The 16,714-nt window shown below is 53.4% G+C and carries 21 protein-coding genes; 10 read left to right on the top strand and 11 right to left on the bottom strand.

Going from position 1 to position 16,714, the window contains the following annotated elements; all coding sequences use genetic code 11:
- Positions 1-133: 133 nt before the first annotated feature.
- The 5 genes from rpsP to NeNHUV3_RS09725 all read right to left on the bottom strand — a co-directional run bounded on the left by rpsP (position 134) and on the right by NeNHUV3_RS09725 (position 3,940).
- A complete protein-coding gene (rpsP, locus tag NeNHUV3_RS09705) occupies positions 134-541 on the bottom strand; it encodes a 30S ribosomal protein S16 (RefSeq protein WP_391481124.1) in 408 nt (135 codons plus the stop codon).
- A 21-nt stretch (positions 542-562) separates the two neighbouring features.
- The gene (locus NeNHUV3_RS09710) at positions 563-859 is read right to left on the bottom strand and encodes a chorismate mutase (protein ID WP_048599175.1); all 297 of its coding nucleotides are present in this window, start codon (positions 857-859) and stop codon (positions 563-565) included.
- Complete coding sequence (locus NeNHUV3_RS09715; protein WP_391481125.1) at positions 852-1,457, bottom strand: GNAT family N-acetyltransferase; 606 nt, start codon at positions 1,455-1,457, stop codon at positions 852-854. Before NeNHUV3_RS09715 ends, NeNHUV3_RS09710 begins: the two co-directional genes overlap by 8 nt.
- Positions 1,458-1,557: 100 nt before the next feature.
- Entirely contained in the window at positions 1,558-3,072 is a 1,515-nt protein-coding gene (gene ffh / locus NeNHUV3_RS09720) for a signal recognition particle protein (protein ID WP_341245750.1), read from the bottom strand.
- Between the two features lie 289 nt (positions 3,073-3,361).
- Positions 3,362-3,940 carry an FMN-dependent NADH-azoreductase gene (locus tag NeNHUV3_RS09725; RefSeq protein ID WP_391481127.1) on the bottom strand — a complete coding sequence of 193 codons (579 nt, stop codon included), beginning with the start codon at positions 3,938-3,940 and terminating at the stop codon, positions 3,362-3,364.
- 140 nt (positions 3,941-4,080) lie between these two features.
- Between NeNHUV3_RS09725 and NeNHUV3_RS09730 the strand changes: the two genes are divergently transcribed.
- Positions 4,081-4,965 (top strand): LysR family transcriptional regulator, encoded by an 885-nt coding sequence (locus NeNHUV3_RS09730; protein ID WP_341245752.1) that lies wholly within the window; start codon positions 4,081-4,083, stop codon positions 4,963-4,965.
- A gap of 16 nt (positions 4,966-4,981) precedes the next feature.
- Here NeNHUV3_RS09730 and NeNHUV3_RS09735 read toward each other — a convergent pair whose 3' ends face one another.
- Positions 4,982-5,305 (bottom strand): ArsR/SmtB family transcription factor, encoded by a 324-nt coding sequence (locus NeNHUV3_RS09735; RefSeq protein ID WP_391483228.1) that lies wholly within the window; start codon positions 5,303-5,305, stop codon positions 4,982-4,984.
- Between the two features lie 196 nt (positions 5,306-5,501).
- Here NeNHUV3_RS09735 and NeNHUV3_RS09740 point away from each other — a divergent pair, with 196 nt between their 5' ends.
- The 5 genes from NeNHUV3_RS09740 to NeNHUV3_RS09760 all read left to right on the top strand — a co-directional run bounded on the left by NeNHUV3_RS09740 (position 5,502) and on the right by NeNHUV3_RS09760 (position 8,161).
- Entirely contained in the window at positions 5,502-5,834 is a 333-nt protein-coding gene (locus tag NeNHUV3_RS09740) for an AtpZ/AtpI family protein (RefSeq protein WP_391481129.1), read from the top strand.
- A 56-nt stretch (positions 5,835-5,890) separates the two neighbouring features.
- On the top strand, positions 5,891-6,688 hold the full coding sequence (locus tag NeNHUV3_RS09745) for a F0F1 ATP synthase subunit A (RefSeq protein WP_391483229.1): 798 nt from the start codon (positions 5,891-5,893) through the stop codon (positions 6,686-6,688).
- Between the two features lie 63 nt (positions 6,689-6,751).
- Positions 6,752-6,988 (top strand): F0F1 ATP synthase subunit C, encoded by a 237-nt coding sequence (locus NeNHUV3_RS09750; RefSeq protein ID WP_341245756.1) that lies wholly within the window; start codon positions 6,752-6,754, stop codon positions 6,986-6,988.
- An 81-nt stretch (positions 6,989-7,069) separates the two neighbouring features.
- Positions 7,070-7,600, top strand: coding sequence for a F0F1 ATP synthase subunit B' (locus tag NeNHUV3_RS09755; protein ID WP_391481130.1), 531 nt, complete (start codon positions 7,070-7,072; stop codon positions 7,598-7,600).
- Positions 7,601-7,603: 3 nt separating this feature from the next.
- Complete coding sequence (locus NeNHUV3_RS09760; protein WP_391481132.1) at positions 7,604-8,161, top strand: F0F1 ATP synthase subunit B; 558 nt, start codon at positions 7,604-7,606, stop codon at positions 8,159-8,161.
- A 64-nt stretch (positions 8,162-8,225) separates the two neighbouring features.
- Here NeNHUV3_RS09760 and NeNHUV3_RS09765 read toward each other — a convergent pair whose 3' ends face one another.
- The 4 genes from NeNHUV3_RS09765 to NeNHUV3_RS09780 form a co-directional block, all read right to left on the bottom strand.
- Entirely contained in the window at positions 8,226-8,993 is a 768-nt protein-coding gene (locus tag NeNHUV3_RS09765; protein ID WP_391481133.1) for a FadR/GntR family transcriptional regulator, read from the bottom strand.
- A gap of 55 nt (positions 8,994-9,048) precedes the next feature.
- Positions 9,049-9,720 (bottom strand): OmpA family protein, encoded by a 672-nt coding sequence (locus NeNHUV3_RS09770; protein ID WP_391481134.1) that lies wholly within the window; start codon positions 9,718-9,720, stop codon positions 9,049-9,051.
- Between the two features lie 115 nt (positions 9,721-9,835).
- A complete protein-coding gene (locus tag NeNHUV3_RS09775) occupies positions 9,836-10,684 on the bottom strand; it encodes a bifunctional helix-turn-helix domain-containing protein/methylated-DNA--[protein]-cysteine S-methyltransferase (protein ID WP_391481136.1) in 849 nt (282 codons plus the stop codon).
- Positions 10,685-10,763: 79 nt separating this feature from the next.
- A complete protein-coding gene (locus NeNHUV3_RS09780; RefSeq protein WP_391481138.1) occupies positions 10,764-11,594 on the bottom strand; it encodes a Hint domain-containing protein in 831 nt (276 codons plus the stop codon).
- Between NeNHUV3_RS09780 and nth the strand changes: the two genes are divergently transcribed.
- From nth to denD, 3 genes are read left to right on the top strand one after another with little or no spacing between them, the layout of a single operon-like run.
- Positions 11,541-12,185, top strand: a complete 645-nt coding sequence (nth, locus tag NeNHUV3_RS09785; protein ID WP_334066360.1) for an endonuclease III — start codon at positions 11,541-11,543, stop codon at positions 12,183-12,185. The genes NeNHUV3_RS09780 and nth overlap by 54 nt on opposite strands.
- A complete protein-coding gene (locus NeNHUV3_RS09790) occupies positions 12,182-13,171 on the top strand; it encodes an adenosine kinase (protein WP_391481140.1) in 990 nt (329 codons plus the stop codon). The genes nth and NeNHUV3_RS09790 overlap by 4 nt, the downstream gene beginning before the upstream one ends.
- A 3-nt stretch (positions 13,172-13,174) precedes the next feature.
- Positions 13,175-14,143: a D-erythronate dehydrogenase gene (gene denD, locus NeNHUV3_RS09795; protein ID WP_391481141.1), complete on the top strand. Its 969-nt coding sequence runs from the start codon at positions 13,175-13,177 to the stop codon at positions 14,141-14,143.
- A 6-nt stretch (positions 14,144-14,149) separates the two neighbouring features.
- Here denD and NeNHUV3_RS09800 read toward each other — a convergent pair whose 3' ends face one another.
- Positions 14,150-14,968, bottom strand: coding sequence for a sulfotransferase family protein (locus tag NeNHUV3_RS09800; protein WP_391483231.1), 819 nt, complete (start codon positions 14,966-14,968; stop codon positions 14,150-14,152).
- A gap of 153 nt (positions 14,969-15,121) precedes the next feature.
- Between NeNHUV3_RS09800 and NeNHUV3_RS09805 the strand changes: the two genes are divergently transcribed.
- Entirely contained in the window at positions 15,122-16,699 is a 1,578-nt protein-coding gene (locus NeNHUV3_RS09805) for a DUF5928 domain-containing protein (protein WP_391481142.1), read from the top strand.
- Positions 16,700-16,714 lie beyond the last annotated feature (15 nt).

Below are 16,714 nucleotides of genomic sequence, written 5' to 3' on the forward strand. Positions count from 1 at the left end.
TTGCGGTGTTCAGATAGCGTTTACTGCAATTCTAAGTCTTTGGTAATTCTGCCCCCGCGAGGGCAAAGTTAAAAAGCGGTTATATACGCCCAAAAACCTTGCCATCCGCGCGGGGACAAAACTGACAAAAGACTTACTCTTCTGCTGCAGCCGCTTCTTCGACTGGTGCTTCTTCAGCCGGTGCGTTTGCTGCTTCAGCTGCTGCCGCGGCTTTAGCTGCTTTTTCTTCTGCACGTTCCTGCGCTTTTTTGCCTGGAACGGCTTTCTTCATGTTGGCGCGCTCTTTCTTTTCGAGAACACCAGCAGCTTCGAGGAAACGGCTTACACGGTCAGTTGGCTGTGCACCTTCGCCCAACCAGTACTGCACGCGCTCCATGTCCAGCTTCACGCGCTCTTCGCTGTCTTTAGGAAGGAGCGGGTTGTATGTGCCGAGCTTCTCGATGAAGCGACCGTCACGTGCCATGCGGCTGTCAGCTGCTACAACACGGTAAAAAGGGCGTTTCTTAGAGCCACCACGGGCCAAACGGATTTTCATAGCCATGAGATTAATTCCTTTGATGGGTTATGATTGGTGTTTTTGGTGATGCTGAATAACTTCAGCGATGATGAAGTTGAGAAACTTCTTGGCAAATTCAGGGTCCAGATCGGCCCTGCCTGCCAAATCTTCTAACCGTGCGATCTGATGCGCCTCGCGCGTGGGATCGGACGGGGGAAGGTCGTGTTCGGCTTTGAGTTTCCCCACTGCCTGTGTGTGCTTGAAGCGCTCTCCGAGGGTGTACACAAGGATCGCATCCAAGCGGTCAATACTCGCGCGGTGCTCTGCCAAAACGGCGGCGGCTTTAGTTACTGCATCAGTCAAGAGCCCATCCTTTCGGGGTGAATTCAGGATCGCGGTAGTGATCGATTTCCATTTCAATACCGTGACGCAGCTGGCTGTTGTTCAACGCGTCTGGTGTCGGGTGGCGGTAGACCACATCGTGGTCGTCAACGCTGGGTGCATCCGCATCTTTGATACAGCCAAGGCGTTCGGCCAAACGGATTGCTTCAAGGTTTTTGGGGTCAAGATAGCTGACGGCAGTGTCCCAGTTCAGCGTCTCATAGGCATAGTCGCGCACCGCATGTGTAGCTTCAAGCGCGATGCCGCGGCCCGCCACTTTGGGCCAGATGATCCAAGCCAATTCCGCGGTAGGCCAGCCTGCGGGCTGCCAGACACCGGCCATGCCATAAGTCTCGTCGGTGATACGGTCGTGGATCATCCACATGCCAAAACCACGAATATTCCAATGCCCGATTTCGGCTGCATAAAGCATCCAAGCCTCATAGGCATTCAGAGGGCCGCCCATAAACCGCGAGCGGTAGCTGCTGAAGGTGGTTTTGAAGTCGGGGTAATCCTCAGCCTCTGGCCCACGCAGAGACAGCCGCTTTGTATTGAGGACAGGGATATTTGCCGTGTGCATTATGCGGCCCCACCTTGAGCAACGTCAAAGAGTGGCGCGGCAAAAACAGCCGGTGCAAAGCAGCGCATGATGCGCGCTGTGTTGATGATCGCGGTGCGGATCATTTCTTTTTGCCAAAGCCCGTCAAACCGGGGGGCAAACCGCCGCCACCACCGAGGCCTGGGAAACCGCCTAAACCACCAGCACCGCCAAGGCCCGCTGGCATTTTGCCACCCGCCATTTGTTGCTGTGCTGCTTCTATCTCGGCCTGTGAGGGGCCGCCTTTTCCGAACATGCCTTTCATGGCCTGTTTCATCATGCCGCCTTTGCCCATCTTGCCCATTTTCTTCATCATGTCAGACATCTGGCGGTGCATTTTCATGAGCTTGTTCAATTCGCTCACCTCAAGGCCGGCACCCTGTGCGATGCGCTTTTTGCGGCTGGCTTGCAAAAGCTGCGGGTTGGCGCGCTCTTTCTTGGTCATTGAATTGATAAGCGCGATCTGGCGGCGCAGGATGCTGTCGTCGAAACCGCTTTCCTCAACTTGCTTGGCCATCTTTTTCATGCCGGGCATCATACCCATGATGCCTTCCATTCCGCCCATTTGAAGCATCTGGTTAAGCTGCATCTTAAGGTCGTTCATGTTGAACTGACCTTTCTGGAAGCGCTTCATCATGCGCTCGGCTTGTTCGGCCTCAATGGTCTCTTGCGCTTTTTCAACAAGGCTGACGATGTCGCCCATGCCAAGGATACGGCCTGCGATACGTTCTGGGTGGAACTCCTCAAGGGCGTCCATTTTCTCGCCCAGGCCCACAAACTTGATCGGCTTGCCTGTAACTGCGCGCATAGAAAGAGCCGCGCCGCCCCGTCCGTCACCGTCCATACGGGTCAGCACAACGCCAGAGATGCCAATCTTTGCATCAAATTCTTCGGCCACTTCCACAGCGACCTGACCTGTTAGACCATCGACAACCAAGAGCGTCTCGCGCGGGTTCACCACATCGCGGACGTCCTCGACTTCTTTCATCAGGGTTTCGTCGATCTGCAAACGGCCCGCCGTATCAAGCATATAGACGTCATAGCCGCCCATTGTTGCCTGCTGCTTGGCCCGTTTTGCAATTTGTACAGCGCTTTCACCCGCAACGATCGGCAAAGTATCCACGCCAATCTGCGTGCCGAGAATGGCCAACTGTTGTTGCGCAGCAGGGCGATAAATGTCGAGAGAGGCCAGCAGAACGCGTTTGCCGTTTTTCTCTTTTAGCCGCTTGGCAAGTTTACCAGTGGTTGTCGTTTTACCGCCACCTTGCAAACCGACCATCAAGATGGGGGCAGGGGCGTTGTCGATTTTCAGTGACCCGATTTCACCTTCATCACCGGCCAGAACATGGACCAACTCATCGTGGACGATTTTGACGACCTGCTGCCCGGGCGTGACCGATTTAGTGACCGATTGTCCTGCGGCCTTTTCTTGCACAGCTTTGATGAAGTCACGGGCAACGGGTAGGGAAACGTCAGCCTCAAGAAGAGCCACCCGTACTTCGCGTAGCGCTGTTTTGACGTCATCTTCGGAAAGCGCACCCTGCTTGGTCAGCCGATCGAATACACCTGATAGGCGATCTGATAGATTTTCAAACATACGCGTGCCCCTTTGCACTTTGTTCCATTAGGCCCAAACATAAGGACCAATCCGAAAAACCCCAAATACCCCCGTGGGCGCAACGCGCTGACGGAGGGCGATCTTTGGTAGATACCATAAAGACCGGAAGTTTGAGACTTCCGTGATTTGACTTGCGTTTAGGCCGAGCGGCGCAATGAGTCAATAGAAGCGGCGCGGTACTAATGTGTGTCCGCCGTCTTCTATATGAGCAGTTGTGGTGAACGGGCAGAAAGCAAGATTGCCTATCTGCCCGCTTGATTTGGTAGCCTTACGACAGGTTTGCGATTTGCTCTTGGGCTTCGGCCAATTTGGCCTCTGCATCCGCACCCAAGCGATCTGCCGCGATCACGGTCACATCGGTAATGCCGATAAAGCCCAGAAAAAAGCGCAGCCACGGTGTTGCGAAATCAATCGGGCTGTCGACTTGCGTGCCGCCGGAAGTCACGACCACATATGCTTTCTTGCCTTCGAGCAGACCTTTGGGGCCATCCGCGCTGTAGCTAAATGTTCGGCCAGGGACGGCAACTTGGTCTGCCCATGCCTTGAGAGCGGCAGGTGGTGCGAAGTTGTAGATCGGCATGCCGATTACGATAGCGTCGGCGGCTTCCAGTTCGGCGATCAAGGTGTCTGACAACTCAAGTGAAGCGGCTTGCTCGGCTGAGCGGTCAGCCTTTGGCAGACCGCGCCCCGTAACAAACCCCAAATCAACAAGTGCAGGAGGTGTTGCGGCCAGATCACGGGTGGCAACAGTGCCGTCCAGTTTTGCAACGACCGCGTCTACAAGCATACGGCTTGAGGCAGAAACAGTGTCGGATGATGTATCGAGGCGAAGAATATTTGAGGGCATGTACTGTGCTTTCTAGCTGAAAAATCTCTGGCCTTTTTTCTATTCGATCTGCAAAGCTGAACATATTGCGCAAAGTTGTGGTGCGTTCTGTTGAATTGTGCACAGTGAAATTCGCGGATGGTTAAGATACGGAGTGGGTCATGAATGATTGGGATGAAATACGCACGGCCTTTCAGGTGGCGCGCAACGGTACCGTAAGCGGGGCCGCCGAGGTATTGGGCGTGCATCATGCTACTGTAATTCGCCATATTGATGCACTTGAGGGCAGGCTTGGTGTGAAGTTGTTTCAGCGCCACGCACGCGGCTACACTGCAACGGAAGCTGGCCAAGACTTGTTGCAGGTCGCTGCAACTACAGATGAACAATTCACCCAGCTTGTTGGACGCCTAAAGGGGCGTGGCGAAGGGGTATCGGGTGATTTTGTTGTAACATCTCTTGCGGGTATTTCGCCGCTTTTGAGTGGTGTGGTTAGTGATTTTCAGGTTCAGCACCCTGATTTGCGTGTGCGGTATCTGACGGGTGAGCGGTTGTTCCGGCTTGAATACGGCGAGGCCCACGTGGCCATTCGCGCAGGCGCAGCACCGGATCAGCCTGACAATGTTGTGCAGAAGTTCATGAAGCAACGCATGTGCCTTGTGGCGCATGAAAAATATGTGGCGCGTAAAGGGCTGCCTAAAAACGGGGATCTTTCAGGGCATGGCTTTGTGAGCCACGATAGCCGTTCTTCGCGTGCGCCGTTTATTCAATGGTTGGGGCGTGAAGTCCCCGAAGATCAGATTGTGTTCCGCACTTCTGATAATCGCAGCATGGAAGATGCGATCGCTGCGGGTGCTGGCATTGGGTTTGTGCCTGAATGGGAATTGGCTATGCGTGATGATCTGCACGAGGTGATGCCATCCCTTGATGAGTGGTCCGTCCCGATGTGGCTTGTCACCCACGTAGATTTGCACCGCACCGCTAAAGTGCAGGCATTTCTCAAGCATCTAAAGAGTGTGGCTAAGACGTGGACGTTCGCGCAGGACTAAGCGCGGTCTGGCGGCGTTATTCGCCTTCTAACTGCGCGGCAAGAAACGCTTCAAACGCATCAAGGTTCACGGGCTCGAACTGACCAAAGCTTTGCATCCATGTGCTGGCACCGCGTAGCGCGTCCGGCTCAAGCTTGCACCACTTTACCCGTCCGCGCTTTTCTTGCGAGATAAGTCCCGCTTTTTGCAGGATGATAAGGTGCTTGCTTATGGCAGCCAAAGACATGTCAAAGGGCTCTGCCACGTCAGTCACTGCCATGTCGTCTTCAAGCAGCATCGACAGGATCGCGCGGCGTGTGGGGTCCGCGAGTGCGGCAAATGTTGCATCCAGATCGGTCATATTGTGAATGTGATTGGAGGCAAAAACGATAATCGTCAACCATTTGGTTGAATAATGGATTTTGCTAAAACCCATCGCATCGTCTGCGGCGAAATATCATTTGTGTTATTTATCAATGTGTTAGGTTGCGTCGGGCGTTATTGACTCGGATGCGATCTGGCAATAGCTATCCGCTAAGACCACGAAAGGTGTGGGCATGGTAACTGAGCCTGACAAAAGACGGCTTGAAGAGCTGGACGCGCGTATCAACGCGCTGAAGGTTACCCAAACGCCCAAACCGAAAGTGGAAGAGCATTATTCGATGGCCCAGCAGGGTTGGCGAATGGTGACAGAGTTGGTCTCTGGTCTATTGATCGGGGTTGGCTTGGGATACGGACTAGACGTGCTTTTTGGTACGCTGCCGATATTCCTAGTCGTATTTACATTGCTGGGTTTCGTTGCCGGGGTGAACGTCATGATACGCACCTCAAAGGAAATTCAGGCCGAAGCGGTGGCTCACGAGGCTACCAAACAGAACAAAGAGGGCTGAGCATGGCGTCGAATACAGAGCAAACCGCTGGTCAAACACCAAAGAGCACCAAAGGTATTGGCATTGCGTTGTTCGCTCTTGCTACCGTGCTGTTTGTGATTGGCGTTGTTGGAACGAAAGATCCGGCGCTCTCTATTCACCCGATGGATCAGTTCGAGCTCAAGCCCGCATTTGGCGGCAAAGAGATTTCACTCTTCACAGTCACAAACGGCGCTGTCTGGAATTTCCTCGCTGTACTTGCTGTGTTGGCCTTGATGGTTGTTGGTACGCGCGGCCGCGCAATCATCCCAAGCCGCGTTCAGTCAATTGCTGAAATGGCGTACGGCTTCGTGCACAAAATGGTTGAAGATGTGGCCGGCAAAGATGCGCTTGGCTACTTCCCTTATATCTTCACGCTGTTCCTTTTCATTGTGATGACCAACTTCTTGGGCCTGATCCCGACATCTTTCACGCCAACAGCACAGATTGCTGTGACCGTTGTACTGGCCTTGGCAGTATTCATCGCAGTGACAGTCTTGGGCTTTGTCAAAAACGGCGTCAGCTTCTTGGGCCTGTTCTGGGTGTCTTCGGCGCCGCTGGCGTTGCGCCCAGTTCTGGCCATCATCGAAGTCACATCATACTTCGTGCGTCCTGTTAGCTTGTCTATTCGTCTTGCGGGTAACGTGATGGCCGGCCACGCAGTTTTGAAAGTGTTCGCAGGGTTTGCAGGTGCGCTTGGCGCATTTGCGGTTCTGCCAATTCTGGGCGTAGTTGCTATTTACGCCCTCGAGGTACTGGTGTCCTTCATCCAGGCTTATGTTTTCACGGTTCTGACGTGCGTTTATTTAAAAGACGCGCTTCACCCGTCACACTAACGATCGGGCAATCTGCCCGCATCAACGACCAAACGACTAAAATCCATTGTAAGGAGAAAAGACATGGAAGGCGATATCGCAAACTTGGGACAATACATCGGTGCAGGCATGGGCGCGTTGGGCGCAGGCATTGCAGCTCTGGGCGTTGGCAACGTTGCTGGCAACTTCCTCGCAGGCGCACTGCGTAACCCATCTGCTGCTGCTGGCCAGACTGCTACTTTGTTCATCGGCATCGCGTTTGCAGAAGCCCTGGGGATTTTCTCGTTCCTCGTCGCTCTGCTTCTGATGTTCGCTGTCTAATCTTTGAACCTACCGTTTCTTGACGGCAGCCTGTCCTAACAGACGGGCTGCCATCAAACTTCAAGGTTCAAGGAGGCCAAGATGGCAACTGATACATATGGCGCAGAACATGGGGCAGAAGCCGCTGGCATGCCTCAGCTTGAGTTCTCGACATTCCCAAACCAGATTTTCTGGTTGGTGATCGCACTTATCGCGATCTACCTGATCCTTAGTCGTGTGGCATTGCCACGGATTGCTGCTGTTTTGGCAGAGCGTTCAGGGGCCATCACCAACGATCTGGCTGCTGCAGAAGACCTTAAACAACAGGCTCTTGATGCAGAAAACGCATATAACCAAGCACTGGCAGATGCTCGTGCTGAAGCGCAGAACATTGCAAACGCAACGCGTGCTGAAATCCAGAAAGATTTGGATAAAGCAATCGCGAAGGCAGATGCGGAGATTGCTGCGCGCACAGCTGAATCAGAGGCGGCAATTGCTGAAATTCGTGCTGGCGCTAAAGAGAGCATTAAGGAAGTCGCCAAGGATACGGCCAAAGAGTTGGTTGTCGCACTTGGTGGAAAAGCAGATGCACGCAGTGTAACCGCTGCTGTGACTGCGCGGATGAAAGGGTAAGCTATGAACAAGTTTCTGACACCTGCATTCGCCCTTTTGGCAACACCTGCATTGGCAGCCGAAGGTCCTTTCTTTGTTCTCAAGAACACAGACTTTATTGTACTGTGTGGTTTTTTGGTGTTCATGGGCATTCTGTTTTATTTCAACGTTCCATCCATGTTGATGGGTATGTTGGATAAGCGCGCTGCTGATATCAAATCTGAACTGGACGAGGCGAAAGCCCTGCGTGAGGAAGCACAGACCTTGCTAGCGACTTACGAGCGCAAGCAAAAAGAAGTGCAGGCACAAGCAGATCGCATCGTTGAAAAAGCAAAGGCCGATGCTGAGGCAGCGGCCGAGCAAGCCAAAGTTGATCTGAAAGATTCAATTGCGCGCCGCCTTGTGGCAGCGGAAGACCAGATTGCATCGGCAAATGCTGCTGCTGTGAAGGACGTCCGTGATAGCGCGATTGAAGTAGCCATCGGTGCCGCACGCGACGTTGTTGCTAAGCAAAGCACCGCTGCCAGCCTTAATAAATCTATCGATGATGGGATCGATGAAGTTGCAGCCAAGCTGCACTAGTTCGACCAAATCAATAAACAGAAAGCCCCGCGCCCAATTTTGTGCGTGGGGCTTTTTTGTGCGCCTAACGCTTTAATTCGTTGTCGAGGCGTTTTTGTGCGATCAACTCGTGGGCTTCGCGCTTTTGATGGGTATCAAGTGCGGCTTCTACAAAATCCAAATGAGCAGTTACTGCACGGCGGGCGGCGTCAGGGTCGCGGGCTTGGACGGCTGCATTTATCGCACCGTGCTGCTTCAAAAGAGTGTCACGTGTTGTGCGCTGTTTGAACATGATGCCACGGTTGTAAAACACGCCTTCTTTCAACAGATCAAACATCGAGCGCATCATGTGAAGCATGATAATGTTGTGGCTCGCTTCGATAATGGCCATATGAAAATCTGCATCCAAACGCGCCTCATCAGTTGAGTTACGTTTGGCGTGCGCAGCTTCCATTTTTTTATAAATTGTGTCGATAATTTTGAGGTCGGTGTCAGAGCCATGCACAGCGGCGCGTGCCGCAGCGATGCCCTCCATGTCACGGCGAAACCGAATATAATCAAAAACGGCTTCATCGTGGCTGGCAAACAAGGACACTAAGTTCTGATTAAAAGCTGACCCAAGGACTTCGGCTACGTATATGCCCGCGCTTGCTCGCGTCTCTAATAGCTTTTTGTCCTGCAACTCGGCCACTGCCCCACGAAGAGACGGGCGCGATACGCCGAGGCGTTCGGCAAGGTCGCGCTCGGAAGGTAACCGCTCGCCTGGTCGCAGAACGCCGCGCAGAATAAGAAGCTCAATCTGGCGCACAACCGCGCCAGATAATTTTTCAGACCTGATCGGATCGAATGGCATATGGCCTCCTTGGATTGGTCAAACAATATGACCACCAAGCAGAATTGCCAATAGATCAGGCGTCAGTGGGCCGGATAATGAATTCGACGCGGCGGTTCTTAGCGCGGCCTTGGGGTGTCTCGTTGGTGGCAATGGGGCTTGTTTCGCCTTGCCCCAATGCGCGCAGACGCCGTGGCGCGACGCCAGCATCCATCAAAATAGACGCAACCGCCTGGGCGCGACGAGTGGATAGATTAGCGTTGTATTCTTCGGACCCCGTGTCATCCGTATGACCATAGATGTCGATTGTGCTGTCGGGATAGCTTTGCAGGTTGCCCGCCAAAGCACGCAGGTCTCGCTTAAGATCGGCGCGCACATCGGCGCTGTCTGTTCCGAACAAAACATCTTGCGGCATGGTCACGATCAATTCTGAACCCGTGTTTTCAATGGTGATACCGCTACTGGAAAAGTCATCCCGCAGATCTTGCGCTTGCCGATCAAGGCGGGCCCCAATGGCACCGCCGACACCTGCGCCAATCAATGCACCAACCACCGCTTGCTCGCGCCGCTGGCTACTGGTGTCGCCCTTGATCAGGCCCGTAGCTGCACCCGCGAGCGCGCCTATGACAGCGCCGTTTTTGGTGCGACGGTTGGGATCATCAGGGCTGGCGACGCCCTCAAACTCTGTACAGGCGCTAAGCGACAGCGCCGCGATTGTGCTGATCAGTAGGGTTTTCTTCAAAAACATTGGTAGCCTCATTATGCATATTTTTTGGTTAACTTGGTTGAGGCCAATATGCGTCAGAGCAGCGTGTTATCCAATATCTGTACGGATTGATGCGCCAAAAAACGCCGAGGTTGCGCTACGCGTCCGGTGTCAACCGCGCAGTCTCATAGGCCAGCATCGCGCGCTTGACGGGAAGGCCCCAGTGATATCCCCCCAAGCCGCCTGATTTACGCAGCGCGCGGTGACATGGGATTAACCAACTGACGGGGTTGCGTCCAACTGCAGTACCAACGGCGCGGACTGCCTTTGGGTTGCCCACGGCGTGCGCGATTTCGGAGTAGGTAGTGACGTGGCCGGATGGGATCGTGAGCAGCGCTTCCCAGACTTTAATCTGAAATGGCGCGCCCATCAGGTGTAATGACGTGTCACCGCTTTGATTTAAGGCGGCACTGACCCATTTCTCAAGGGCGGTGGGGTTTTCAACGAAATGCGCGTGGGGCCAACGGCCGGACATATCGCGCCATGCGGGGTCTGCACCGCAATCATCGCTGAACGCGAGGCCGCAAAGACCGCGGTCGGTTCCCATGGCCAGTGCTTGCCCAAACGGGGTTGCGAACCAGCCGAAATGAATGGTCAGGCCTTTTCCCTTGCAGGCAAATTCACCGGGGCTCATGGCTTCCCATTTCACGAACAGATCGTGAAGACGGCCTGTGCCAGATAACCCTACCTCAGCGGCGGTATCGAGCGTCGTGAAGTTATTGTGCAGCATGTTTTTTGCGTGACTGAGGGTCAAAAACTGTTGAAAGCGTTTGGGTGAGACACCTGCCCATTGACTGAATGTGCGCTGAAAGTGCGCCGCACTCATGCCCATTTCGCGGGCGATATCGTCAAGCGATAGTTGTTTGCCGTCGTGGGCATCAATCACCTCAATAGCACGTTTGATCAGCCCGTAGTGATAGGGTTCCGATTGATCTGCCTTGGCCATTTATGTGGATCCTTGCTGCTAAGCCCTAATGCAGCGTAACGCAGATGCGCTAAGGTTTGCGACCCAGTTCTTGCGGGTTTTAGGCCGCACAGATGATATCGCGAATATTGAGGTTTTGTGGGATCAGCCTGCGCATCAGCTTAGCTTCCCATGCTGTTAGGACGCGGCGTGGTGCTTTGTGGGTTGGGTCTAAAACATCGGTTTTGGTGCTTGCGGGAATTCTAATCCGTTGGCTTTGCACATAGCCACAGCTTTCAATCCATAACCCGTTTACCATGATCAACGCATGCATAGGCAAAACGAGAGTGTGATAAACCAAGGGTCGCGCGCTAACGTAGCGGGATATTTTTCGGCGTGACAGTGCGATGATGGGGCAAACGGCTTCTTGAACGGCGAAGTGAATTTCGATCAGGGGATGTTGCATCATCACCATTTGCAGCGGAGCCATATAAAGCGGGTCGCTTTGCCGTGAGATGCCCTCCTCGGGCAGGGGGAGGACAAGCGGATCGGGCAGCGGGTTTTCCTCAGTGCCACGGGTACGCTCAATGTGACGCAAAGGCTGCAGGCCGTGATCGCGCGTCACCAGTTGATCGCCCACCGCAAGCCATTCAACGGGTAACTCCCCTTGTGAGGTCATTACATATGAGCCTGGCCCAAGTCCTGATAGCACGGATCGCTTCTCCCGTTTGGTGTTAGATGTCCCTTCGTGATTACCCGCCAAGCGGCTAACAGTGCGTAAACACGCGCGCATGCTTTCACGGTGTTTTGCGACAATTTTAATTGGGTGGCCGCATGTAGGCGGCGGAGCGGGCGAAAAACCTTGCCGCTTTTGCTTGCAGCGGGCATAGGTTTTGTCATGGTAAAGCAGCTCGATTATCACACCATGCGCGAGATATTTACGCGTTTTCATGCAGCCGACCCCGAACCCAAGGGTGAGTTGGATCACGTCAATGCCTACACGCTGGTAGTGGCTGTGGCGCTTTCTGCGCAGTCAACCGATGTGGGCGTGAACCGCGCGACGCGTGAGCTGTTCAAGATAGCTGACACCCCTGAAAAGATGCTGGCTTTGGGTGAAGAAGCTGTGATTGAGCACATCAAAACGATTGGGCTCTATCGCAACAAGGCCAAGAACGTCATTAAGTTGAGCCGTATTCTGGTCGAAGAGCATGGCGGTGTCGTGCCTAACTCGCGCGCTGCTCTTGAGGCCCTGCCCGGTGTGGGGCGCAAAACGGCTAATGTCGTGCTGAATATGTGGTGGGGGATGCCGACGCAGGCTGTAGACACCCATATTTTGCGCATTGGGAACCGCACGGGCATTGCTGTTGGCAAAGATGTGGTTGCGATTGAGCGCGCAATCGAAGATCACGTGCCGGCTGACTTTCAACATCACGCGCATCACTGGCTGATTTTACATGGCCGATACGTATGCAAAGCGCGAAAACCAATGTGCAGCACGTGTTTGATCCGTGACCTGTGCACCTTTGAGGACAAGAATTTATGAAAACGTACAAAGTTGTCGGCATTGGTAATGCCATTGTTGATGTGTTGACCCAATCAGATGATCAGTTTTTGGCGCATATGGGCATCGAAAAAGGCATTATGCAGCTGGTCGAGCGTGAGCGCGCTGAGACACTTTACGGCGCGATGGACAACCGTGTTCAGGCACCGGGCGGTTCGGTCGCTAATACGCTGGCGGGGTTGGGGAACCTTGGGTTGAAGACGGGCTTTGTGGGGCGGGTCGCTGATGATGCTCTTGGGGCGTTTTACGCAGATGCGATGGAGCAGGGTGGTACAGATTTTGTAAACGCGCCCGTCGCCGGAGCAGAGGCGCCTACGTCGCGGTCAATGATTTTTGTGAGCCCCGACGGTGAACGCTCGATGAATACCTACCTCGGTGTGTCTGCAGAACTGGGGCCTGATGATCTTGCGGATGGTGTGGCGGATCAGGCCGAGATTGTGTTTTTGGAAGGCTACCTTTTCGACAAAGACAAAGGAAAAGAAGCGTTTTTGAAAACGGCGCGTGCCTGTCGGGCTGCTGGCGGTAAGGCGGGCATCGCAATTTCTGATCCGTTTTGTGTTGAACGTCACCGCGATGACTTTCTGGGGCTGATTAAGGACGAGTTGGATTACTTCATCGGCAACCGTGCAGAATTGCTGTCATTGTTTCAGACTGCTGATCTTGATGCGGCTCTTGGGAAAGCAGCCGATATTTGCCCTCTGGTCGTTTGTACCCAGTCGGGTGATGGCGTGACGATTGTGCAAGGTCAGACGCGTGTTCATGTGGGCGTGCAAGAGGTGGTGCCCGTGGATGCGACTGGCGCGGGTGATCTTTTTGCAGCGGGCTTTTTGTACGGGCTTGCGACGGGCGCCGATCTTGAGACCTGTGGGAAAATGGGTAACGTTTGTGCTGCGGAAATCATCAGCCACATGGGCGCGCGCCCTGAGGCCGATCTGCAGGCGCTATTTAAGCAAAACGGGCTGATCTAAATCATGAAAGTTCTCATTCTTGGGGCGGCGGGTATGTTGGGGCGCAAGCTGGCGCTTCATCTGCAACGTGTTGGGCGTATTCAGGGCCATGACATTTCTGAACTTGTCCTTGCGGATGTGATTGCGCCCTCCCAAGACGGCGCGCGGTGCGTCGAGGTGAACATTACGGATGCTGTCCAAGTTGGTGCGTTGATTAACGAGCGCCCCGATGTGATTTTTCATCTGGCGGCAATTGTCTCTGGTGAAGCTGAGGCCAATTTTGACAAAGGCTACGCGATCAATCTTGGCGGCACACAGAACGTACTTGAGGCGATCCGTGGTCAGCAAGCGTATTGTCCGCGCGTGGTATTTGCGTCGTCTTTGGCGATCTACGGCGCGCCTTTGCCTGATGTTATCTTGGACGACACTGCGACGCTTCCACTGTCGAGCTACGGTGCGCAGAAATCATTGGGCGAAATGCTGGTGAATGATTACACGCGCAAAGGTTTTATTGATGGCGTGAGCCTGCGGTTGCCCACGATTTGCATTCGGCCCGGTGCCCCAAATAAGGCAGCATCTGGATTTTACTCGAGCATTCTGCGCGAACCTTTGGCGGGGCAGGAGGCGATCTTGCCTGTGGCCGAGAGTTTGCGCCATTGGTTTGCTAGCCCCCGCGCCGCTGTCGGCTTTTTGGCGCATGGCGCTGAAATTGATACGGCTGCTCTTGGGCCAAGACGGGCGCTTTGTCTGCCGGGTGTAAGTGCGTCGGTAGGTGAAATGTTAGACGCGCTGGAACGGGTCGCGGGTCCAAAGGCACGGGCACTAGTGCGTTTTGAAGCGGACGCGGCTGTGGATGCTATTGTGTCAACCTGGCCTAAAGCGTTTGACCCACAGCGGGCGCTGGCGCACGGCTTTGTTGCCGAAGCTAGTTTTGATCAGATTATCCAGACCCATATCGAAGATGAGTTGGGCGGCGTGCTACCAAGCCTTTAGGCGGCCTTACTCGCCCAATTTGGCGTGTACTTCTGCCAAATCTACATTCCCTAGTGGCATTTTGTTGGCGGGGTTTTCGAAATCATATTTGAACAGCTTGAAGTCACGTTTGTAGATTTCAAACATCAGATGCATGGATATATCGTCAAAGTAGTCTTCAACCGGATGAAGGCGTTTTGGGCCATGCCCTTCAGACTCGTTGAAGCGGGGGATGGTATTAAGATCAACCCTATGAGGCGTTTCGATCGCATCGAGGACTGACTGCATGCCGTCGTTAAATTTCTCAGTAAAAAAGATGTTGTCGTAGGTGCCGCCGTTCATGATGAAGGTCGACACATGCCCGGACATCGCGGACCAGTGGATGTCAGGATCCATCGGGCGTTTCCAGCGGATGGTGTCGCGGGCAAAAAGCAAAAAGCGGCGAAACGACTTGATCTGATCAAACTCAAACCCGTCTTCCGGCGAGCCCACTTCAATGCCGTATTTTTGGATCAAGAGCGGAACAAGGTTGCCGCGGTATCGCTTACCGTTCCGCTGTATCCCGCAGATTTTATCGAAAAACGAGGATAATATGCGGGTGTAGGGATTGCGCACGCACGTAAACGCGTAGCTTTTGTGGGCCTTTGCATTCGCCTCAATCAGGGGCTGGCTGTCTTCTTGGGCCCACTTATGCAGCTTGTCTTTGCTGTCGTGGATGTCGCCGTCAAAAAATACACCGTGATCGGAGTAGTACATGATTTGACCGATCGATGAGCATGCGCATTTGGGCACCACACGGTACATCACGCTTTCGCTCTCTGTCATCCACGTCCCTGGAAAACCCATTTCGTCACTCACTCAACATTCTATTAATCGACAGGTTCTACACCTGTTTGGGCATGATAAGGCCGAAAATGCAAACAAACTGTGTATATTCGCAGGCTCTTTGGGGTATCTAGGCCGGATAATGGTATAAGAATTTAAGTTACTGGTTCCAAAATGGCTAAAATCGCGTTCATCCTTTTATGTCATAAAGACCCTGCAGGCGTTATCGCACAGGCGCAGCAGTTGACGGCAGCGGGCGATTTTATTGCGATCCATTTCGATGCGCGTGCGGCCAAAGCGGATTTCCACGCGATCAAAGAGGCGCTTGAGGACAACCCAAATGTTACGTTTTCTAAGCGCCGCATTAAGTGCGGTTGGGGTGAGTGGTCTTTGGTGCAGGCCACGCTTTATGCGCTTGAGGCGGCAGTTGAAGCATTTCCGCGTGCGAGCCATTTTTACATGGTTTCGGGTGATTGTATGTCGATCAAATCCGCGCGGTACGCTCATGACTTTCTGGATGCAGACGACAAAGATTACATTGAGTCGTTTGATTATTTTGAGAGCGACTGGATTAAAACAGGCTGGAAAGAAGAGCGCCTGATCTACCGGCATTTCTTTAACGAACGACAGCAAAAATGGCTGTTTTATAAGTGTTTTGCGGCGCAGCGTGCTCTTGGGTTAGCGCGCTCAGTGCCGGATGATTTGCAAGTCCAGATCGGTTCACAATGGTGGTGTTTGCGCCGCAGAACCGTTGAGTGGGTTTTGGATTTCACCCGTGAGCGGCGCGATGTGATGCGCTTTTTCAAAACGACATGGATACCGGACGAGACATTTTTCCAAACCATCGTGCGCCATGTGGTCCCCGACCGAGAGATTGAATGCCGTCCTTTGACGTTTTTGCTGTTCACGGACTACGGCATGCCGATGACATTCTACAATGATCATTACGAGTTGTTGCTTCGCCAAGATTTTCTGTTTGCCCGTAAAATTAGCCCTGATGCCACTGAGTTGAAGGCCCGACTGGGCGCGCTTTACGTTGATAACAGCGCTGAATTTCACGTCTCGGATGAGGGGCGCAATTTGTTTCAGTTTCTGTCCAAGCGTGGCCGGATCGGTCGACGTTTTGCTCCGCGCTTTTGGGAGACTGAAAGTAGTTTGGGTCGAAACCGAGAGTTGATGATTATCGCGTGCAAGAAATGGCATGTGGCCAAGAGGTTACTAAAACGCATCGCTGCAGAGACAGATGTGCCTACGATTGCCTATTTGTTTAACGAAAACGATGTCGCGTTGCCTGATTTAGGCGGCATCCAGAAAACGCTGGATAAGCGGATGCGTCACCGCCGTGCGTTGATGCGCATGCTGTTTGAGCATCACGAGACAGAACGTCTGGTTGTCTGCCTTGATCCTGCGAGCATTGAGTTACTGGACGACTTTTATGCCGATCGAAGCACCACAAAGCTGCTTGAGTTGGAGTGTGAATTTAGTGACGATTATCTGCGTGGTCATGCGCAGCGCGTAGGGCTTGCGGGTGCGGATACGTCTGATGACACAATGAAAACTTTGTTGCCGACGATCCGCTATGATGTGACGTTTGAAAGCGAACAGATCAACGACCGCGGCTATCCCAATCACTTCAAGTTTGCCCAAGATCATTCAACGCAGAAAAATGCGGATGCGCTTGCAGCGTTCTTAGGTATACCTATGGCTGACGCTGCGAAAATTGCCGAAACTGAACATTTGTTCGTTGATTAGGTCGCGGCTTAGACT

Origin of the sequence: Nereida sp. NH-UV-3 (assembly GCF_042939535.1) — a bacterium.
GTDB lineage: Bacteria > Pseudomonadota > Alphaproteobacteria > Rhodobacterales > Rhodobacteraceae > Nereida > Nereida ignava.

What these genes read in the sequence shown, in the direction of transcription:
- ffh (WP_341245750.1), bottom strand. Translation starts at nt 3,072, where the DNA reads ATGTTTGAAAATCTATCAGATCGCCTATCAGGTGTATTCGATCGGCTG.
- NeNHUV3_RS09725 (WP_391481127.1), bottom strand. Translation starts at nt 3,940, where the DNA reads ATGCCCTCAAATATTCTTCGCCTCGATACATCATCCGACACTGTTTCT.
- NeNHUV3_RS09765 (WP_391481133.1), bottom strand. Translation starts at nt 8,993, where the DNA reads ATGCCATTCGATCCGATCAGGTCTGAAAAATTATCTGGCGCGGTTGTG.
- NeNHUV3_RS09735 (WP_391483228.1), bottom strand. Translation starts at nt 5,305, where the DNA reads ATGACCGATCTGGATGCAACATTTGCCGCACTCGCGGACCCCACACGC.
- NeNHUV3_RS09740 (WP_391481129.1), top strand. Translation starts at nt 5,502, where the DNA reads ATGGTAACTGAGCCTGACAAAAGACGGCTTGAAGAGCTGGACGCGCGT.
- NeNHUV3_RS09770 (WP_391481134.1), bottom strand. Translation starts at nt 9,720, where the DNA reads ATGTTTTTGAAGAAAACCCTACTGATCAGCACAATCGCGGCGCTGTCG.
- NeNHUV3_RS09730 (WP_341245752.1), top strand. Translation starts at nt 4,081, where the DNA reads ATGAATGATTGGGATGAAATACGCACGGCCTTTCAGGTGGCGCGCAAC.
- denD (WP_391481141.1), top strand. Translation starts at nt 13,175, where the DNA reads ATGAAAGTTCTCATTCTTGGGGCGGCGGGTATGTTGGGGCGCAAGCTG.
- NeNHUV3_RS09755 (WP_391481130.1), top strand. Translation starts at nt 7,070, where the DNA reads ATGGCAACTGATACATATGGCGCAGAACATGGGGCAGAAGCCGCTGGC.
- NeNHUV3_RS09800 (WP_391483231.1), bottom strand. Translation starts at nt 14,968, where the DNA reads ATGGGTTTTCCAGGGACGTGGATGACAGAGAGCGAAAGCGTGATGTAC.
- rpsP (WP_391481124.1), bottom strand. Translation starts at nt 541, where the DNA reads ATGGCTATGAAAATCCGTTTGGCCCGTGGTGGCTCTAAGAAACGCCCT.
- nth (WP_334066360.1), top strand. Translation starts at nt 11,541, where the DNA reads ATGGTAAAGCAGCTCGATTATCACACCATGCGCGAGATATTTACGCGT.
- NeNHUV3_RS09760 (WP_391481132.1), top strand. Translation starts at nt 7,604, where the DNA reads ATGAACAAGTTTCTGACACCTGCATTCGCCCTTTTGGCAACACCTGCA.
- NeNHUV3_RS09790 (WP_391481140.1), top strand. Translation starts at nt 12,182, where the DNA reads ATGAAAACGTACAAAGTTGTCGGCATTGGTAATGCCATTGTTGATGTG.
- NeNHUV3_RS09715 (WP_391481125.1), bottom strand. Translation starts at nt 1,457, where the DNA reads ATGCACACGGCAAATATCCCTGTCCTCAATACAAAGCGGCTGTCTCTG.
- NeNHUV3_RS09750 (WP_341245756.1), top strand. Translation starts at nt 6,752, where the DNA reads ATGGAAGGCGATATCGCAAACTTGGGACAATACATCGGTGCAGGCATG.
- NeNHUV3_RS09805 (WP_391481142.1), top strand. Translation starts at nt 15,122, where the DNA reads ATGGCTAAAATCGCGTTCATCCTTTTATGTCATAAAGACCCTGCAGGC.
- NeNHUV3_RS09775 (WP_391481136.1), bottom strand. Translation starts at nt 10,684, where the DNA reads ATGGCCAAGGCAGATCAATCGGAACCCTATCACTACGGGCTGATCAAA.
- NeNHUV3_RS09780 (WP_391481138.1), bottom strand. Translation starts at nt 11,594, where the DNA reads ATGAAAACGCGTAAATATCTCGCGCATGGTGTGATAATCGAGCTGCTT.